This window comes from Streptacidiphilus jiangxiensis (assembly GCF_900109465.1).
GTDB classification, from domain to species: domain Bacteria; phylum Actinomycetota; class Actinomycetes; order Streptomycetales; family Streptomycetaceae; genus Streptacidiphilus; species Streptacidiphilus jiangxiensis.
In genome coordinates this window covers 67,641-83,898 of record NZ_FOAZ01000004.1, presented here as the reverse complement: position 1 = coordinate 83,898, position 16,258 = coordinate 67,641, and the positions used below count along the sequence as shown (strand labels likewise).

Sequence of the window (16,258 nt, the reverse complement as noted above, 5' to 3'; positions counted from 1 at the left end):
GTTCGCTCACTCCTGATGGCTCGAGGTTGTCGAGTTGGGGCAGACGCGCCGCTCCGAGGCGATCAGCTGGGTGGCGTCGTCCACGTAGAGGGATTCGGTCGGCAGCCGGCGGGCCACGACGTCCATCGGGTCCGGGGAGAGCAGCGCCGCCGCGGCGACGTGCACCGGACAGCTCGGCACGTTCCGCACCTGCCAGCCCTGCGGTCCGTCGTTGTGGCGCCCGAGGTAGTCCAGGGCGGGACTGCGGGTCAGCCCCGAACCGAGCCCCTTGAGGTAGGCCTCCTTCCTGCTCCAGAGCTCGCCGAAGGCGAGCGGGCGGTCCTCGTCGGGCAGGGCGTTCAGCTCCGCCTGTTCCCGCGGGTGGAGCTCCGGGATGCACCGCTCGGTGGTCCGCGCGGAGGGAACCCGCTGCACGTCGACGCCGACGCGCTCGCGGGCGACGGCGATCAGGACCACCCCGTGGCTGTGCGAGAGCGAGAACTGGATCAGCGGACGGGGGCCGGCCAGCACGGGCCGTCCGTGCTGGCCGCCGCCGTGGCCGCAGGAGCAGGGCTCCCGGGCCAGTGGCAGATCTCCGGGCGCGATGCCCGTGTAGGCGGAGAGCACCCGGCGCAGTGAGATGTGCGCCGACAAGTAGGTCAGCCGTTCGTAGTCGCGGACGAAACCGGCGGCGCGGCGCTGCTCCTGCTCGCTCAGCTCCGCCGTCACCATCTCCTCGGGACGGTCGCCGAGCCACTCGTGCCAGAGCACCCACAGGTGCAGCTGGGAGCCGACGGTCGGCAGCGTCAGCGCGGCGCCCGGGACCGGACGCGTGGCAGCGGCCCCCATCAGCCCACGGCCAGGGGTGCCTGGGCGAGCTGGATCTCGGGCGCGCCGAGGCACTGCTCGAAGAACCCGAGCGCCCGCAGGTGGTAGGAGCGGGCCGCCCAGCCGAGGCTGAGGTTGTGGCCGGAGTCGGGCTGACGGTCGATCACCACCTGGGGTGCCCGCGGGAAGGCGGCGGACAGCTCGGCCGTCGCGGCCTCGTCGTGGCGCCACCAGCTCTCCGACTGCGCGAAGGTGAACCGGACCGGCACCCGTATCCGGGCGGCGATCCCGCGGAAGAGCCGGGGCCAGCGCGCGGCCTCGGCCACCTCCTGCTCGGGCATGGCGGAGACGATGGCGGCGCTGGAGCGGAAGGTGTCGGGCGGGTAGAAGCGCAGGGCGCCCCAGTTCCACGTCCACGGCACCCGCCGGATCCTGCCGCCGGCGTCCACGGCGTCGTCCGCGTACCGGTGCCCGCACCCGGAGACGTCGACCCCGAGGACCCTCGGCGTCGTGCTGTCGCCGTCCTCGGCCGCGGCGGTCAGGGCGAGCTTGCCGCCGTAGGAGTGGCCGAGCAGGTGGAAGCCCGCACCGACCGGGTAACGCCGGGCGAAGTCGGCGAGCGCGGCGTGCAGCAGCGCCGACTGCTCCGCCAGGGTGCGGCCCTGCGGGAAGCGGGCGGCGGACCGGCCGTAACCGGGACGGTCCACCGCCAGCACGCTGTAGCCGAGCCGGGCGCCGAGCCGCAGCAGCGAGACGTCCGGATGCGCCCGCCCGTCGAAGTAGCCGGCCCGCATGCCGCCGCCGTGCAGGGCGACGATCACCGCGCGCGGAGGCGTCCGGTCCGGCTCCTGGAGCAGGGCGGAGAGCGGGACACCCGCGGCGTCCAGGGTGGTCGCGACGGTGCCGACGGCGGCGGCGTCCCGGCGGGGTGCCTCAGTGGTGACGGTCATCCGCCCGCTCACCTCCCCTCGGACGCCACGCCGGTGCCCGCGCCGACCGCGGCCGGGGCACCGCCGACCCCGGCGACGCCAGGCGCGGCCGGGGCGCCGAACCAGCGGGTCAGTGCCGTCTCCAGCCGGTCGCGGTCCGAGTCGGTCCAGGCGATGTAGCCGTCCGGGCGGACCAGCAGCGCGACGCTGGAGGCGAAGGCGTCGTCCGGCCCCTCCGCCTCGGGACGGGTCGTCACCACGTCGAGCCGGTCCGCCCAGGGGGCCACGGCCTCCCGCAGCAGCGGGTCGTCGCCCAGGTCGAGCAGCAGGCCCCGGGCGGGGTGCAGCAGTTCGGCGGTGGTGGCCGCGGGCGCGCCGCCGACCAGGCGGCGCGGTGGCAGCCGCCGGCCCAGCAGCGGGTTGTCGCCGTCACCGACGTCGTAGCGGATGTCGACGCCGCTGACCACGCCGGCCAGGTGCCGCCGCACGTCCTCGTAGTTCATCAGCTCGCCGAAGAGCTCCCGCAGCGGGTCGAACTGCGGGGGCCCGACGAAGAGCATCCCTTGGGCCGCCGTGTTCATCAGCAGCCGGGCCCCGACGGGGTGCCGCTCGCTGTGGTAGCTGTCCAGCAGTCCTTCGGGGGCCCAGCCGCGCACCGTGGCGGCCAGCTTCCAGCCCAGGTTGACGGCGTCCTGCACGCCCGTGCTCAACCCCTGGCCGCCGGCCGGGAGGTGGACGTGCGCCGCGTCGCCGGCCAGCAGGACGCGGCCGCGCCGGTACTCGATCACCTGGCGGTTGGCGTCGGAGAAGGTGCCGACCCAGTCCGCCCGCCCGGAGCTGATGTCCTCGCCGGTCAGCCGCTGCCAGGCGGCGGCCAGGTCGACGAAGTCGGGCACGCGCCCGCGCTCGGCCGGCGGCGCGCCGTCCTCGACCAGGATGATCCGGTGCGTGTCCGGCCCGATCGGCGCCGCCATCACCATGCCGCCGGGTAGGCGTTCGCCGAGGAAGCGCGGCCGGATCCGGCAGCCGGACACGTCCGCGAGGTACATCCCGCGCGAGGGCGCGCTGCCGGGGAAGTCGAATCCGACCGCCTTGCGGACGGGGCTGTGCCCGCCGCCACAGCCGACCAGGTAGCCGGCGCTCATCCGGCGGACGCCGTCCTTGGTGCTCACGGTCACCTCGACGGAGTCACCCAGGTCGACCGCGTCCAGGAACTCCACGCCGCGGCGCACCTCGGCGCCCAGCTCCAGCGCCCAGTTCTCGAGCACGGCCTCGGTGCGCGACTGCGGTATCCCGCGGGCGCCGAAGTCGGCTCCCGGCAGCACCGCGTAGTCGAACTGCATGCCGCCGAAGTGTCCCTGCGGGCTGCTGGTGACCTCTCCGAACCGCGGCAGCAGACCGCGCTGCTCGAACGACTCGCGGGCCCGCGTGGTGAAGCCCAGCCCGCGGGACTGGCCCGTCGGTTCGGTCAGTCGCTCCAGCACGATCACCCGCGCGCCGCCGAGACGCAGCTCCCCGGCGAGCATCAGCCCGGTGGGTCCGGCCCCGACGACGATCACGTCCGTGTCCATCAGTCCTCCTCTGTGATCAGTCGACGGCCGTCAGCCGAAGAGTGCGCCGATGTGGGCGGGGGCCTCGGTGCGACCCCACTCCATGGCCCGCTGCATCAGCTCCGGCGTCGCCTCGAAGCAGCGGTTGTCCCGGTCGCCCAGTGCGAAGGGACGCGGCAGGAAGTCGGCCGCCTCGACCCGCGCCAGGATCCGGGCCGCGGCCTCGCCGGACGCCAACTCCCCGGCCTCGACCGCCTGGCAGGTCTCGCGGGTGAAGGTGAGCAGCGCCGAGACGTCGGCGCCGACGGGCGCCGGCAGGCCGGGGGTGTCCGAGGCCTCCAGCTCACGGAAGACGCGGTCGTCGCGCGACTGCAGGAAGCTGCGGTAGGCGCGCTCCAGCGTCATCGTCGGCATGATGCTGGTCGCCTCCCAGACCCGCAGCACGGCGTTCCACAGCTCGTAGTCGCGGAAGCCGACGAAGGAGCTGTAGACGACGTCGTCGTGGACGTCGAAGAGCCCCTGCTGCAGGCGGTCGACGTGGGCGAAGCGCTCGGTGGACCAGTCCCCGTCGCGGGAGGCCTCGATCAGGCGCCAGGCCAGCACGTTGACGATCTCCATGGTGTTGGTCAGGCCGCGCGAGTAGAGCGCGTCGATGAATCCGGCGGCGTGCGCGGTCAGGCAGAAGCGGTCGCCCACGGTGCGGTTGGCGGAGTACTGGAGGCGGCCGGTGCTCACCCACGGCCGGACCGCCCGGGCGTCCTGGAACTGCTCGGCGATCTGCGGGAACCGCGCCAGGAACGCGTCGAACTCCTGCTGCGCGTCGGCCTCGCCCTTGGGGAAGACCCGCTCGTCCAGGGTGAGCCCGACACTGCACAGCGGGCTGAGTGCGCCGTCGTGGTTGTCGAAGGGGATCACCCACAGCCAGCCGCCGTCGAAGACGTGGTGCAGGGTGCCCGCATGCCAGGGGCTGGGCTGCTTGTGGCCGCGTGCCGAGGGGGCGTCGTCGTAGGGGGTGACCCCGACCATGTGCGTGAACAGCGAACGGGAGTGGTGCCGCGCCCGGGTGGGCTGCTCGCGCAGGCCGAACGCGTCGGCGAGCGGCGAGCGGAAGCCGCTGCCGTCGACGACGTAGGAGGCGTGGAACTCCTCGCCGCGGTCGGAACGCAGCACGGCTCCGGTGGCGGCGTCGACGGATATCTCCGTGATCCTGGTGGCGGTGCGCGCCTCGGCGCCGTGGCGGACGGCGAGGTGGAAGAGGTAGGCGTCCACGTCCTGGCGGAACAGGTGCGTCTCGGTGCGCTGCCACTCGGGCACCACGAGCTGGTTGATCTGCTCAGGGTCCTGCGGGTGGCCCTCGCGGTGGTAGACGAAGCCGAAGTTCTGCTTGCGACCGGACATCGGCGCGACGTGCTCGCGCACCCCGGCGAAGCTGGCCAGCGGCAGCAGCTCGGGCACGTCGTAGCGCTCGGCGATGACCCGCGTCATGGTCGAGGTGTAGGGGATGGTCGACTCCCCGACCGCGAAGCGCGGGTGGGTGCCGGCGTCCAGCAGCAGGACCTTGACGCCGTGTCGGGCGAGCACCGCGGCGAGCATCCCGCCGGCCATGCCGGCGCCGAGGACGGCCACGTCGTAGCGGTTCTCCGGCGACGTGGCCGGCGCGCTCTCCGGCGCTTTCTCCGGCGCGGGGCCGGTGAGGTTCGTGTTCATCGACTGTCCTTCACAGACCGAGGTGCGGCGGGGAGGGGATGTGCGGGGGTGACGGGCGCCCCGAACCAGCGGCGCAGGGCCGGACGGGGGTCGTCCCCGTCGTCCGAGGTCCAGGCGAGGTGGCCGTCCGGGCGGAGCAGCAGGGCGCCGACCCCGGCGAGCGGACCCGGCCCGTCGGCGTCCGCGCGGGCGGTGACCAGCTCGACGCGGTCGGCCCAGGCGCGGGCGTGCAGGACGGCGGCCTGGGCCGCCTCCTCGTCGAGCACCAGCAGCACACCGCGGGCGGTGCGCTGCAGCGCGGCGGTGGTGGTCGGGCCGGCGTCGGTGTGCAGCGGCAGGGGCGGCAGTCGGCGGCCGCACGCGCCGTCGGCCAGCAGGTCGGGCGTCTCGCGCCCGTAGTCCACGTCGACACCGCTGATCAGGCCCGCCAGCTGTTCCTGGACCGGCCCGAGGGTGAGCAGTTCGCCGAGCAGCTCGCGCAGCGACTGGGCCTCGGTACCGCCCATGAGCAGGTCGGCCTGGACGGCGATGTCGGCCAGCACCCGGCGGCCGACCGGCCGGCGCTCGGCGTGGTAGCTGTCGAGCAGCCCCTCGGGCGCGGTGCCGCGGACCTGCGCGGCGAGCTTCCACCCGAGGTTGAACGCGTCCTGAAGACCGAGGTTGAGCGCCTGTCCACCGGCCGGCATCTGCACGTGGGCGGCGTCGCCCGCGAACAGCACGCGTCCGTGCCGGTAGTGGGCCAACTGGCGGTTGGCGTCGCCGAAGGCGTTGACCCACAGCGGCTCGCCGCCGGAGATGTCCTCGCCGGTGACGGCCAGCCAGTCCTTGGCGACCTCGGCGAAGTCGGGCGCGCCGGGGCGGGTGCGGAAGGGCTCGCCGAAGCGGTGCACCATGACCCGGGTGACGCCGTCGGGGCGGCGGGCGGCGATGGCGAGGCCCTGCGGGAGCCGTTCGAAGCGCCGGTCGCGGATGTCGAGACCGGCCACGTCGGCCCGCAGCAGCTCACGCCGGGCGTCCTGGCCGGGGAACGGAGCGTCCAGCAGCCGGCGGACGGTGCTGTTCTCGCCGTCGCAGGCCACCAGGTGGCGGGCCCGCACGCGCACCGGGCCGCCATGGGCCGAGGCGACCGCCTCGACCCCTGTGTCGTCCGCCCGCAGCGCCCGCAGCCGGTGGCCGCGCAGCACCCGGGCACCGAGGTCGGCGGCCCAGGCGCCGAGGACCTTCTCAGTCAGCGTCTGCGCGGCCTTCCACTGGCCCGGGTACGGACCGGGCCAGGGGCCGGGCCGGGCCAGGTCCAGGGGCAGCCCGCCGAAGTGGCCGCGGAACTCCCGGGGCATGGCGCCGAAACGTTCCAGCAGGCCCCGGCTGTCGAGCAGTTCCAGGGTCCTGGCGTGCAGGGTGGACGCCCGCGACTCGGTCGTCGGGGCGCCCAACTGCTCCAACACGATCACCTCGGCGCCGCCGAGGCGCAGTTCACCGGCGAGCAGCAGCCCGACCGGTCCCGCGCCCACGACGACGACGTCGGTGTCCCACCTGGTCGGGGCCACGGTCAGGCCCGGGCCTCGGCGAAGTCCCTGGCGTGGCCGAGCGTCGCCAGGCTGTTGGTGCTCAGAGCGTCCTGGACGAACTGCCGCGCCTGCGCGACGGTGGCGTCCGGGCCGAGCACCGTGGTGATCGCCTCACGCCTGAGCACGACGGTGTGCTGCGAGGAGGCCGTGGCACCGCCCTCGACCTCGGTGAAGGTCCAGTAGCCGGTGTGCAGGGCCAGCAGCGCGGGCAGTGTGACCTGCTTGTAGGCGATCCGGTGGTGCGGCCGGCAGACGCGGTAGGACTTGGTGGTGTGCACCGAGCCGTCCTTGGCCCGGGTCTCCATCTCCAGGCTCTGCAGGCCGGGCTGCACCTCCTCCAGCGTGACCGAGGCGACGTGCGGCAGCCGCTCGGCCCAGCGGTCGGCCTCCAGCACGAAGTCGTAGAGGTCCTTGGCGGACCCGGCGACGTGCACGGTGTCCTCGAAGGAGAAGGTCAGCTCGTCCTCCGCGACGACCTCCTCGATGTTGCGCTTGAGGGCCGCCAGTTCGCTGCGGGAGTTGCGGTCCACCGCCTCGTCGATCCAGCGCAGGCCGGCCGGGTCGTCGTCGACGGCACGGTAGTCGTGGAGCAGCCGGACCCGGGTGCCGCCCTGCGGGAGCGGCTCGATCAGCCAGGCGCCGCCCATCGCCGCGACCGGCGGGGTGGAGACCTCCTGGCGGAAGGTGATCCGCAGCTGCTCCGGGTCCAGCCGGCGGCGCGAGGTCCAGCCGGCGGGCCGCTCGTTGGCGGTGGCCCAGATCTGGATCCGCTCCTCGGCCCCCTCCTCGTCCAGCTTGTCCACCCAGATGGTCGGCGGAAAGACGCGGGGCCAGTTCTCCACCGCCGAGATCAACGCGTACACCTTCTCCGCCGGGGCGTCGACGGTGATCTCGTGCTCGACTTCACGCAGGTCGTACGTGGTCATTCCGGTCCTCCTCGGGGCAGGACCGTGGCGCGGGCCGGACCGGGTCCTCCGGCCGGCCCGCGCCACGGAACGGTCAGAAGTTGCCGAGCCCGCCGCAGACGTTGAGCGCCTGCGCGGTGATGGACGCCGCCGTGTCCGAGACCAGGTAGCCGACCAGACCGGCCACCTCCTCGGGCGTCGAGTAGCGGCCGAGCGGGATCTTGGCCTGGAACTTGGTGAGGATCGCGTCCTCGGTGGTGTCGTAGGCGGCCGCGTAGCCCTGGCGGACCCGCTGGGCCATCGGGGTCTCCACGTAGCCGGGGCAGACGGCGTTGACGGTGATGCCGGTCGGGGCCAGCTCGTTGCCCAGGGCCTTGGTGAAGCCCACCACCCCGTGCTTGGACGCGGAGTAGGGGGCGCCCAGGATCACGCCCTGCTTGCCCGCCGTGGAGGCGATGTTGACGATCCGGCCCCACGTCCGGTGGCGCATCCCACCGGAGTTGAGGACCTCACGAGTCATCCGGAAGACGCTGGTGAGGTTGGTCTCGACGACGTCGTCCCACAGCTCGTCGGTGAGGTCGGCAGTGACCCCGCCGCCGCTGCGGCCGGCGTTGTTGACCAGGACGTCCACCGGACCGAACCGCTCGACGGCGGCGAGTACGAAGGCCGTGGCCGACTCGCCGGACCGCACGTCCAGCTCGGCGCCGTCGACGTCGAGGCCCTCCTCGCGCAACTGCTTGATCGTGGCCCAGACGGTCTCGGCGCTGCGGGCGCCGATGAAGACACGGTGACCGGTGCCGGCCAGCAGCCGGGCGACCGCGAGGCCGATGCCGCTGGTGGCGCCGGTGACCAGGGCCACCCGGCCCTTCTGCTGCTCGTGCTGCTCCTGCTGCGACATGTTCGCTCCTTCCTGCGGGGCGCTCGGGACGCCGGTCAGGCGGCGGCCGGACGCTGGGCGGCCAGGGCGGTGTTGACGGCCTCGATGAGCGAGCGCGGGGTGGGCTCCTCGGTCAGCACCGAGTCGTCGAGGCGGATGCCGTACTCGCGCTCGATCCGGCCGCCGGTCTCCAGCAGGGCCAGCGACTCGTAGCCGAGTTCCTCGAAGTCCTTGTCGAGGATGTCGCCGTCGAGGTCCACGGCCTCGTCGGCACCGGCGCCCTCGAGCAGGATGCGGCGCAGGTCGTCGAGGGTGAAGGCGGAGCTGCTCATGGGTGATTTCCCTTCGGGACGATGCAGGTCGGAAAACGACCGCGCCCCCGGCGGTCCGCGAGGGGAGGCGGACACGCCAGGGGCGCGATCTGGTCAGGACGGTTCAGGACGGCTCAGGCGCCGAAGAGCTTGCGCTTCTGGTAGCGGGACTCCCAGAAGAGCTTGTTGATGACCTTGACCGGGGCGGGCATCTCGGCGAGGAACTCCTCGCGGCCCTGGTTGTTGACGCCGTCCATGATCCAGGGGATGTAGACGGCGGCGCCCTTCGGGCCCTGGGCCTTGGCCATGCCGCCGCGGAACGCCCCCCAGTCCTTGAGGGTCAGCACCTCCTGGATCAGCGGCAGGGCGCTCTCCTCCTCGTGCTTCATGTGGTCGCGCAGCACCTGGGACAGCTCGCCGACCAGGGAGGGCAGGTCGGGCGCGTTGACGGCCATCGCCTTGTCGACCGCCACGAGCAGCGGGTCGAGCTTGGCGTGCTCGGCCTCCATCTCGCCCATCAGGGCGAGATCGGCCGGCCGCCCGGCCACCGCGCGCTGCACCCGCGGCCACAGCTCGGCGTCCTCGACGGTGTGGTGGACGTGCAGCTGGCGCTTGAAGTTCTCCCAGCCGGCGCGCACCTCGGGGGTGGCGGCCCGGCCCGCGGTGACGGCGCGCTCGAGGCGGCCCAGGTCGCGCCGGAACGCGTCGTGGGTCGCGTACATGACGGCGAAGTTGATCTTTTCCTTGGTGGCAACCATGGTCGTGCCTTTCTCGATCCGGGAGGGGACGCGTCCGGTGGGTCCGGGCGGGTCCGTTCATCAGAGGGTTCGGGGGCCCGCAGGCGTGACGTGACGGCGGGCGAGTGTGACCCGAAACACAATCCGCGGGCGGATGTCACACTCGCGCCCCTGCGGGCATCTCAGCTGCGAAGGGTTGCGGGACAGGAGGAACGCGGATGTTCGACGGGTCATTCGACGAGCCGGGTGAGGCCCGGGCGGCGGACGAGGCGGAGCGCCTCGACGGCGCGACGCGGGTCTTCGTCAGCCACCGGGAGCTGCTGTTCTCGATCGTCTACAACCTCCTGGCCAGCGTGGCCGACACCGAGGACGTGCTGCAGGAGACGTGGCTCTCCTGGACCAGCCGGCTGCAGCGCTCCGACGAGGCGGGCCACGAGGAGGTGCAGAACCCCCGGGCCTACCTGGTGCGGATCGCGGTCAACCACGCGCTGGCCCGGCGCGCCAGCATCACCCGGCGCCGGGAGACCTACGTCGGCCCCTGGCTGCCCGAGCCGCTGATCACCGAGGAGATGGCGGCCGGCCCGGTCTCGGACACCGCCGAGCGGGCGCTGCGCGCCGAGTCGGTCTCGCTGGCCATGCTGGTGGTGCTGGAGACGCTGACCCCGCTGGAGCGCGCGGTCTTCGTGCTGAACGAGGTGTTCGGCTACGCGCACACCGAGATCGCGGACATCCTCAAGCGGAGCCCCTCGGCGGTGCGCCAGCTGGCCCACCGGGCCCGCGGGCACGTGCACGCCCGCCGGCCGCGCTACCAGACCGACCCGCGGGTGCAGGCGGAGGTGACCGAGCGCTTCATCGCCGCCGCGCTCGGCGGCGACCTGAGCTCCCTGCTGGAGATCCTGGCGCCGGACGTCACCATGTGGACGGACGGCGGCGGCAAGGTGCGCACCGCCGGGCTGCGCCCGGTGGCGGGCCGGGAGAAGGTGATGCGCCTGCTCGCGGGCTACGCGAACCGGGCACCGCACGACCTCGACATCCGCTACCGACCGGTCAACGGCGACCCCTCGGCGGTGATCTTCTCCGCGGAGGCGCCCTACGCGGTCCTGGTGGTGGACCTGGAGCCGACCAGCGACCGGGTCCAGGGCATCTACGCGGTGACCAACCCCGACAAGCTCGGCTCGCTCAACTCGGATCCGGACGAGTGAGCGCCCGGCCCTGTCCAGGGCCTACTTCACCGCGGCCGGGCGCGGCTGGCGGTCGGTGACCGTCTCCGCCTCGGCCCGGCCCGGCACGGCGGCCGGGACCATCCTCAGCGCCCGCAGCAGCGGGCCGGCCATGGCCGTCGTGAGCAGCGCCATGAGCACCATGATGGTGAACATCTCGCCCGTGATCAGGCCGAGTTGGCGCCCGATACCGAGCACGACGAGCTCGGTCAGGCCGCGGGTGTTCATCAGTGCCCCGAAGGCCAACGACTCGCGCCAGCCCAGTCCGGACAGCCGCACCGGGACCACCGCGCCGACGGCCTTGCCGCTCACCGCGGCCGCCAGGACGACCAGCAGCGCCACCAGGCCCCGTCCGCCGAGCGCGCTGACGTCCACCGAAAGCCCGGTCACCACGAAGTAGACCGGCAGCAGCAGCGCGGCCAGGCGCTCCATCGGGACGCCCAGTTGCTCGTGCAGCTCGGTCGCCGGACGCCGCGGCATCACCAGGCCGAAGGCGAAGGCGCCGAAGATGGTGTGGATGCCGATCCACCCGGTGGCGTAGGCGGAGAGCATCAGCCCGGCCGCGGTCGCCGTGAACAGCGTCCCGTAGCCTCCGCGCGCTCCCGCCCGGTCGACCAGCCGGGACAGCAGCGGACGCACCACGACCACCAGGACCAGCCCGTAGCCGGCGGTCTCCGCCAGCACGGTCCAGAACTGGGACTGTCCCTTGGCCGAGACCAGCGCCACCACCAGCACCAGCAGGCACCAGGCCAGCACGTCCCCGACGGCGGCGCAGGCCATGGCGAGATTACCGACCCGGCTGCGGGAGAGACCGTTGTCGCGCAGCACCCGGGCCAGCACCGGGAAGGCGGTGATCGAGAAGGCCGTGGCCAGGTAGAGCACGAAGTCTCCGTGGCTCACCCCCTTCGGCCCGAAGCCGCCGACCAGCAGGGCACCCGCGCCGGCGCCGACGGCGAAGGGCACCGCCATGGTCAGCCCGGCGGTCGCGCCGAGCCAGCGGCCCCGTCCGCGCAAGCTGCGCAGGTCCAGCTCCCAGCCGGCCAGGAACATGAAGACCACCAGGCCGACCTGGGCGATCCCGTTCAGCAGTGAACGGGACTGGTCGGGAAAGAGGTGGGCCGGCAGGTGCCCCGGTAAGAGGCCCAGCAGGCTCGGCCCGAGCAGGATGCCGGTGAGGATCTCGGCGACAACCGGCGGCTGGTGCAGCCGACGGGTGAACCGGCCCACGAGCAGGGCCACCAGCAGCACCACCGCGACGTCCGCGATGGCGACGGTCTCCGGCGCCAACGGCGCGCTCATCGCTCAGCCCGCCCGGCGCCCGCCGGGGCGAGCCGCAGCTCGATGAAGTCGAACGCCTTGAACCGGGCGAGCAGCGGGCGCAGCGGCCGGGGAATCACCCGCTGTTCCCTGTCGTGGTACACCCGCGGCTCCACCAGATCGAACCGCCGTCCCAGGCTTACCAGTTGGCAGCCGCCGGCCGCCTGGACGTTACGTACCCAGTCGGATTTCGGCCCGTACGGCAGCGACATGGTGAAGCCGCCCGCGGTCCGAAAGATCTTCACCGGCGTCCGGTAGACGCGTCCGGACCTGCGGCCCTTGTGCAGCACGGCGCCGAAGCCGGGCATACGGGAGAGCAGTGGCCCGGCAAGGCGGTTGCCGAACGCCTTGTTGAAGCGGGCCGCCCGCCTCTGGTTGGTCGTCATCGGTACTCCCTCTCGGTGAGCTCTCGACGCGCTCAGCCGTCGAAGATGGGGTGGTGCGGCGGCGTCTGGTCCTCCAGCGCGCCCAGCGAACCGCGGAAGAAGATCAGCGGGTCGTGGTGGCGCTGCGGCAGGCCGAGCTCCACCACCTCGCCCAGGTAGATCGCGTGGTCCCCGCCGTCGAACTCGTTGACCAGACGGCAGGAGAGGTAGGCCAGCGCCTCGCTCAGCACCGGCACGCCGGTGGCCGAGCCCTGGTGCCGGACCCCGCCGAAGTCCGCCGTCTGCGCGCCGGCGAAGGACAGCGCCAGCTGCTCCTGCCGGCTGGAGAGGAAGTTGACGGCGAAGGCCTGCGACTGCTCCACCACGGAACGCAGCCGCGAGTCGCGGTGCAGGCAGAAGAGCACCAACGGCGGGTCCAGCGAGACGGAGGTGAACGAGTTCACCGTGGTCCCGGTGGCGGTGTCGCCCGCCCCGCTGGTGATCACGGTGACGCCGGTGACGAAGAGCCCGCACACGCTGCGCAGCGTCCGGCCGTCGACGGCGGGCGAGAGGTCGGGTTGCTGGATGTCCGAGACGGTCATGTCCCCTCTTCTCGAAGCTCCTTCTCGGAGCTTCTTCTCGGAGCGTCCTCGAGGCGGTCAGAGGATGCTCTGGGCGAACCGGAACACCCCGTTGGGGTCGTAGGACTGCTTGATCGACGCCAGCCGCGAGTAGTTCTCCGCGTAGTAGGCGCTGCGCCAGCCGCTCAGCTCCGGGTCGATGAAGTTCTGGTAGGTCTCGCCGTTGGAGTACGGGTCGATCGCGTTGAAGCCGGCGTCGACCCAGGCCTGCGCGGTGCCGGCGGCCGTCGTGCTCGCGCTGCTCCCCTGCACGACACCGGAGAAGACCGTGGTGAACAGCGAGTCGCGGTGCACGAAGGCGGTGTCGGTCCGGGCCAGGTCGCCGACCGCGCCACCCATCGAGATCACCTGGAGCTCGTGGGTCTGCCCCGTCATCCGGTCCTTGTCGAAGACCGAGAGCGCGGCGGACCACATGTCACGCGAGACCGGGCCGCTGAAGAGCCGACTGCGCTCGCGGGCGTAGGCGGTACGCGGCAGCTGTCCGCTCGGCGCGGTGACCAGGTGGCACTGGAGCTCGGTCAGCGAGGCGCAGCCGTAGATGTTCGTCATCAGCGCCTGGTAGGGCATGGTCGCCGGGTTCTGCGCGACGGCCGCGCCGGTGTACGTCAGCAGCCGGGTGACCTCGGCGGCCAGTTCGGTGGCGGTGCCGGTGGACACCAGCAGGACGGTGGGGCTCACCGGGTTGCCCGCAGCGGCGTCGTTCAGGGCCACCACGGCCGCCCCGCCGATCGTCCAGGGTGCGTCGACCAGCCAGTTCTGGAAACCGTCCAGCATGTCGACGGTGTTCGCGGGATCGAAGACCAGGTTGTTGATCGAGACCATGCTCAGCTGAGCCGGCGCGAAGGTGTACCCGGTGACCACGCCGAAGTTGCCGCCGCCACCGCCGCGCAGGGCCCAGAACAGGTCCGTGTTCTGGGTCGCGGACGCGGTCAGCTGCCGGCCGGAGGCGGTCACCAGCTGGACCGCCGTCAGCTGGTCGCAGGCCATGCCGTAGCTGCGGCTGAGGAAGCCGAGGCCACCGCCCTGGACGAAGCCGCCGGCACCGACGGTCGGACAGGCCCCGCCGACCAGGGCCAGGCCGGAGGGGGCGAGCGCGTCCAGCACGTCGACGTTCTCCGCGCCGGCGCCGACCTGCACGGAACCACCGGATATGGATACGGAGTTCATCCGCGAGACGTCGACCACCAGGCCCCTGCCGAGCGAGTAGCCGCCCAGGCTGTGGCCGCCGCTGCGGACGGATATGGACACGCCGTTCTGCTGGGCGAAGCCGAGGCAGAGCGACACGTCGGCGGGGGTGGCGCAGTAGGCGATCGCCTGGGGGTTGATCGAGTCGAACTGCATCAGTTCGATCTGCTTGGCCGTGGCGTAGGTGCTGTCGGTCGGCAGGACGAGGGTCCCGGTCAGTCGGGAGGCGAGGCTGCTCCACTGCGTCGAGGTCAGCGCCGGGGCCCGGGTGACCCCGAGCGTCGTGAGGCCGAGGGTGGCGGCACCCGCACCGAGAAGGGTTCTTCGGCTGATCATCGTCGTTCCTGTCCGTCGGGTTCGTGGGGTTCGTCGCATGGGGCGGCCCGGGGCGTGGGGACCCCGGGCCGCGGGTGGGGGTGGGTGCGGAAGGTGTCAGCGGGTCAGCTGTGCGCCGCGGTGGGCTCGGCGTCCGACCGCTCGGCGCCCTCGGCCGCGGGGGCCGGGATGCCGTGACCGCCGCCGCCGGGGACGGGGCCGCCCTTCAGCAGCAGGCAGGAGAGGGCGCCGACGAACATCACCACGGCGGGGATCAGCATGGTCGGCCGCAGCGCGTCCACGAAGGCGCCCTGGTAGACCTCGCCCGCCAGCCGGTGGAAGGTGGCGGCCACGTCGGCCGGCAGGCCGGAGGTGCTCCAGCCGCCCTGGTTGCCGCTGGTGCCGACCTCCAGGCTCTTCGCACCGGCGCGGGCGAAGGTGTCCACGAAGCCGCCCCGGTAGGCCGCGGGCAGCTGGGCGGCGCTGGTCTGCGCGTGGGTGCGCAGCTGGGAGAGCAGCTGGCTCTGCAGGACGGCGGCGAGGATCGCCCCCGCCACCACCGAACCGATCTGCCGCAGCGCGTTGTTGGCACCGGACGCGGCACCGGTCAGTCGCGGTGGCACGTTGCGCATGATCTCCGAGCCCATGGGCGCGAAGGTGCAGCCCGCGCCGAGGCCGCACAGGGCCAGCGGGCCGATGAACGCGGTCCAGGAGCTGGTGGTGCTCGCCTCGGCGAGGATCCAGGTGATGCCGCCGCCGAAGGCCGCCAGGCCGACGAAGAGGATGAACCGGCCACCGAACTTCTCGGCGAGGATGCCGGCCGGACCTGCGGTGATCATGGAGCCGATGGCCAGCGGCACCAGCGTCAGGCCGGTCTTCAGCGGGCTGAAGCCGAGCACCGACTGCAGGTAGATGGTGGTGGGCAGGAGCAGGCCGAGCACACCGAAGGAGACGGCCACGCCGACCACGTTGACCACGGAGAAGTTGCGGTCGCGGAAGAGCGAGAAGGGCAGCAGCGGCTCGTCGTGCTGGCGGCTGCGCTCGTAGGCGAGGAAGGCGACCAGCAGCACCGCGGCGGCGACGATCAGCGCCACGATCCAGCCGTTCCAGTTGTAGCGCTCCCCCTCGGTCAGGGCGAAGGCCAGGCAGAACAGGGTGGCCGAGATCAGCACCACCCCGGGGATGTCCAGCTTGTGCGCGATCCTGCGGGTGGCCTTCGGCATCACCGGGATCGCGAACAGCAGCACCACGGCGCCGATCGGGATGTTGACGAAGAAGACCCAGCGCCAGGAGAAGTGGCTGACCAGCAGGCCGCCCAGGGTCGGGCCGACCGCGCCGGAGACACCGGCGACCGCGCCCCAGATGCCGAGCGCCGCGCCGCGCTTCTCCGCCGGGAAGACGTCGGCGATGATCGACAGCGTCTGCGGGATCAGCATCGCCGCGCCGAGACCCTGCACCGCGCGGAACGCGATCAGCTCCCCAGCGTTGGCGGACAGGCCGCAGGCCAGACTGGCGAGGGTGAACAGGGCCACACCGCTGATGAAGATCCGCGACTTGCCGCGTAGATCACCCAGGCGACCGGCGGTGATGATCAGCGTGGCCAGCGCCAACGTGTAGGCGTTGACCACCCACAGCACCTCGTCGAGCGAGGCGTGCAGGTCGTCGGTGAGCTTCGGGATGGCGATGTTGACGATCGTCAGGTCGACCAGGGTCATGAAGAACCCGAGGCTGAGGACGACCAGGATCGCCCACGGGTTGCCGTGCAGTTTGCGGAACACAGTTCCTCCTTCGTGATGGTGATGGGGTGTCGGCTCCGCGCGCCGA

The 16,258-nt window shown here is 72.6% G+C and carries 15 protein-coding genes; 1 reads left to right on the top strand and 14 read right to left on the bottom strand.

Translation table 11 applies throughout. The features are described 5' to 3' along the window. Positions 1–6 precede the first annotated feature (6 nt). The 9 genes from BMY61_RS09330 to BMY61_RS09290 form a co-directional block, all read right to left on the bottom strand. The gene (locus BMY61_RS09330; protein WP_052438250.1) at positions 7–828 is read right to left on the bottom strand and encodes a 4'-phosphopantetheinyl transferase family protein; all 822 of its coding nucleotides are present in this window, start codon (positions 826–828) and stop codon (positions 7–9) included. Further along, entirely contained in the window at positions 828–1,757 is a 930-nt protein-coding gene (locus BMY61_RS09325) for an alpha/beta hydrolase (protein WP_042441851.1), read from the bottom strand. Before BMY61_RS09325 ends, BMY61_RS09330 begins: the two co-directional genes overlap by 1 nt. Before the next feature lie 8 nt (positions 1,758–1,765). Then, positions 1,766–3,307 (bottom strand): FAD-dependent monooxygenase, encoded by a 1,542-nt coding sequence (locus tag BMY61_RS09320; protein WP_042441852.1) that lies wholly within the window; start codon positions 3,305–3,307, stop codon positions 1,766–1,768. Between the two features lie 30 nt (positions 3,308–3,337). Beyond that, positions 3,338–4,993, bottom strand: a complete 1,656-nt coding sequence (locus tag BMY61_RS09315) for an NAD(P)/FAD-dependent oxidoreductase (protein ID WP_042441853.1) — start codon at positions 4,991–4,993, stop codon at positions 3,338–3,340. Beyond that, on the bottom strand, positions 4,990–6,540 hold the full coding sequence (locus BMY61_RS09310; protein ID WP_042441854.1) for an FAD-dependent monooxygenase: 1,551 nt from the start codon (positions 6,538–6,540) through the stop codon (positions 4,990–4,992). Before BMY61_RS09310 ends, BMY61_RS09315 begins: the two co-directional genes overlap by 4 nt. Before the next feature lie 2 nt (positions 6,541–6,542). After that, positions 6,543–7,487: an aromatase/cyclase gene (locus tag BMY61_RS09305; RefSeq protein WP_042441855.1), complete on the bottom strand. Its 945-nt coding sequence runs from the start codon at positions 7,485–7,487 to the stop codon at positions 6,543–6,545. 73 nt (positions 7,488–7,560) lie between these two features. Then, positions 7,561–8,364 (bottom strand): 3-oxoacyl-ACP reductase FabG, encoded by an 804-nt coding sequence (gene fabG, locus BMY61_RS09300; RefSeq protein ID WP_042441856.1) that lies wholly within the window; start codon positions 8,362–8,364, stop codon positions 7,561–7,563. Positions 8,365–8,399: 35 nt separating this feature from the next. Then, positions 8,400–8,675: an acyl carrier protein gene (locus BMY61_RS09295; protein ID WP_042441857.1), complete on the bottom strand. Its 276-nt coding sequence runs from the start codon at positions 8,673–8,675 to the stop codon at positions 8,400–8,402. 113 nt (positions 8,676–8,788) lie between these two features. Continuing rightward, the gene (locus BMY61_RS09290; RefSeq protein ID WP_042441858.1) at positions 8,789–9,412 is read right to left on the bottom strand and encodes a hemerythrin domain-containing protein; all 624 of its coding nucleotides are present in this window, start codon (positions 9,410–9,412) and stop codon (positions 8,789–8,791) included. Positions 9,413–9,609: 197 nt separating this feature from the next. Here BMY61_RS09290 and sigJ point away from each other — a divergent pair, with 197 nt between their 5' ends. Beyond that, positions 9,610–10,593, top strand: coding sequence for an RNA polymerase sigma factor SigJ (sigJ, locus tag BMY61_RS09285; protein ID WP_042441859.1), 984 nt, complete (start codon positions 9,610–9,612; stop codon positions 10,591–10,593). A 21-nt stretch (positions 10,594–10,614) separates the two neighbouring features. Here sigJ and BMY61_RS09280 read toward each other — a convergent pair whose 3' ends face one another. The 5 genes from BMY61_RS09280 to BMY61_RS09260 form a co-directional block, all read right to left on the bottom strand. After that, the gene (locus tag BMY61_RS09280) at positions 10,615–11,910 is read right to left on the bottom strand and encodes a cation:proton antiporter (protein ID WP_082014652.1); all 1,296 of its coding nucleotides are present in this window, start codon (positions 11,908–11,910) and stop codon (positions 10,615–10,617) included. Then, entirely contained in the window at positions 11,907–12,314 is a 408-nt protein-coding gene (locus BMY61_RS09275; RefSeq protein ID WP_042441860.1) for a nitroreductase/quinone reductase family protein, read from the bottom strand. The genes BMY61_RS09280 and BMY61_RS09275 overlap by 4 nt, the downstream gene beginning before the upstream one ends. Before the next feature lie 32 nt (positions 12,315–12,346). Continuing rightward, positions 12,347–12,895 (bottom strand): flavin reductase family protein, encoded by a 549-nt coding sequence (locus tag BMY61_RS09270; protein WP_042441861.1) that lies wholly within the window; start codon positions 12,893–12,895, stop codon positions 12,347–12,349. A gap of 57 nt (positions 12,896–12,952) precedes the next feature. Beyond that, the gene (locus BMY61_RS09265) at positions 12,953–14,455 is read right to left on the bottom strand and encodes an FAD-binding oxidoreductase (RefSeq protein ID WP_042441862.1); all 1,503 of its coding nucleotides are present in this window, start codon (positions 14,453–14,455) and stop codon (positions 12,953–12,955) included. 104 nt (positions 14,456–14,559) lie between these two features. Continuing rightward, positions 14,560–16,212: a DHA2 family efflux MFS transporter permease subunit gene (locus BMY61_RS09260; RefSeq protein WP_042441863.1), complete on the bottom strand. Its 1,653-nt coding sequence runs from the start codon at positions 16,210–16,212 to the stop codon at positions 14,560–14,562. Positions 16,213–16,258 lie beyond the last annotated feature (46 nt).

Excerpts from the sequence above, each read along its gene's own strand:
- BMY61_RS09320 (WP_042441852.1), bottom strand. The coding sequence starts at position 3,307 with ATGGACACGGACGTGATCGTCGTCGGGGCCGGACCCACCGGGCTGATG.
- BMY61_RS09295 (WP_042441857.1), bottom strand. The coding sequence starts at position 8,675 with ATGAGCAGCTCCGCCTTCACCCTCGACGACCTGCGCCGCATCCTGCTC.
- sigJ (WP_042441859.1), top strand. The coding sequence starts at position 9,610 with ATGTTCGACGGGTCATTCGACGAGCCGGGTGAGGCCCGGGCGGCGGAC.
- BMY61_RS09270 (WP_042441861.1), bottom strand. The coding sequence starts at position 12,895 with ATGACCGTCTCGGACATCCAGCAACCCGACCTCTCGCCCGCCGTCGAC.
- BMY61_RS09325 (WP_042441851.1), bottom strand. The coding sequence starts at position 1,757 with ATGACCGTCACCACTGAGGCACCCCGCCGGGACGCCGCCGCCGTCGGC.
- BMY61_RS09305 (WP_042441855.1), bottom strand. The coding sequence starts at position 7,487 with ATGACCACGTACGACCTGCGTGAAGTCGAGCACGAGATCACCGTCGAC.
- BMY61_RS09290 (WP_042441858.1), bottom strand. The coding sequence starts at position 9,412 with ATGGTTGCCACCAAGGAAAAGATCAACTTCGCCGTCATGTACGCGACC.
- BMY61_RS09330 (WP_052438250.1), bottom strand. The coding sequence starts at position 828 with ATGGGGGCCGCTGCCACGCGTCCGGTCCCGGGCGCCGCGCTGACGCTG.
- BMY61_RS09265 (WP_042441862.1), bottom strand. The coding sequence starts at position 14,455 with ATGATCAGCCGAAGAACCCTTCTCGGTGCGGGTGCCGCCACCCTCGGC.
- BMY61_RS09280 (WP_082014652.1), bottom strand. The coding sequence starts at position 11,910 with ATGAGCGCGCCGTTGGCGCCGGAGACCGTCGCCATCGCGGACGTCGCG.
- fabG (WP_042441856.1), bottom strand. The coding sequence starts at position 8,364 with ATGTCGCAGCAGGAGCAGCACGAGCAGCAGAAGGGCCGGGTGGCCCTG.
- BMY61_RS09315 (WP_042441853.1), bottom strand. The coding sequence starts at position 4,993 with ATGAACACGAACCTCACCGGCCCCGCGCCGGAGAAAGCGCCGGAGAGC.
- BMY61_RS09275 (WP_042441860.1), bottom strand. The coding sequence starts at position 12,314 with ATGACGACCAACCAGAGGCGGGCGGCCCGCTTCAACAAGGCGTTCGGC.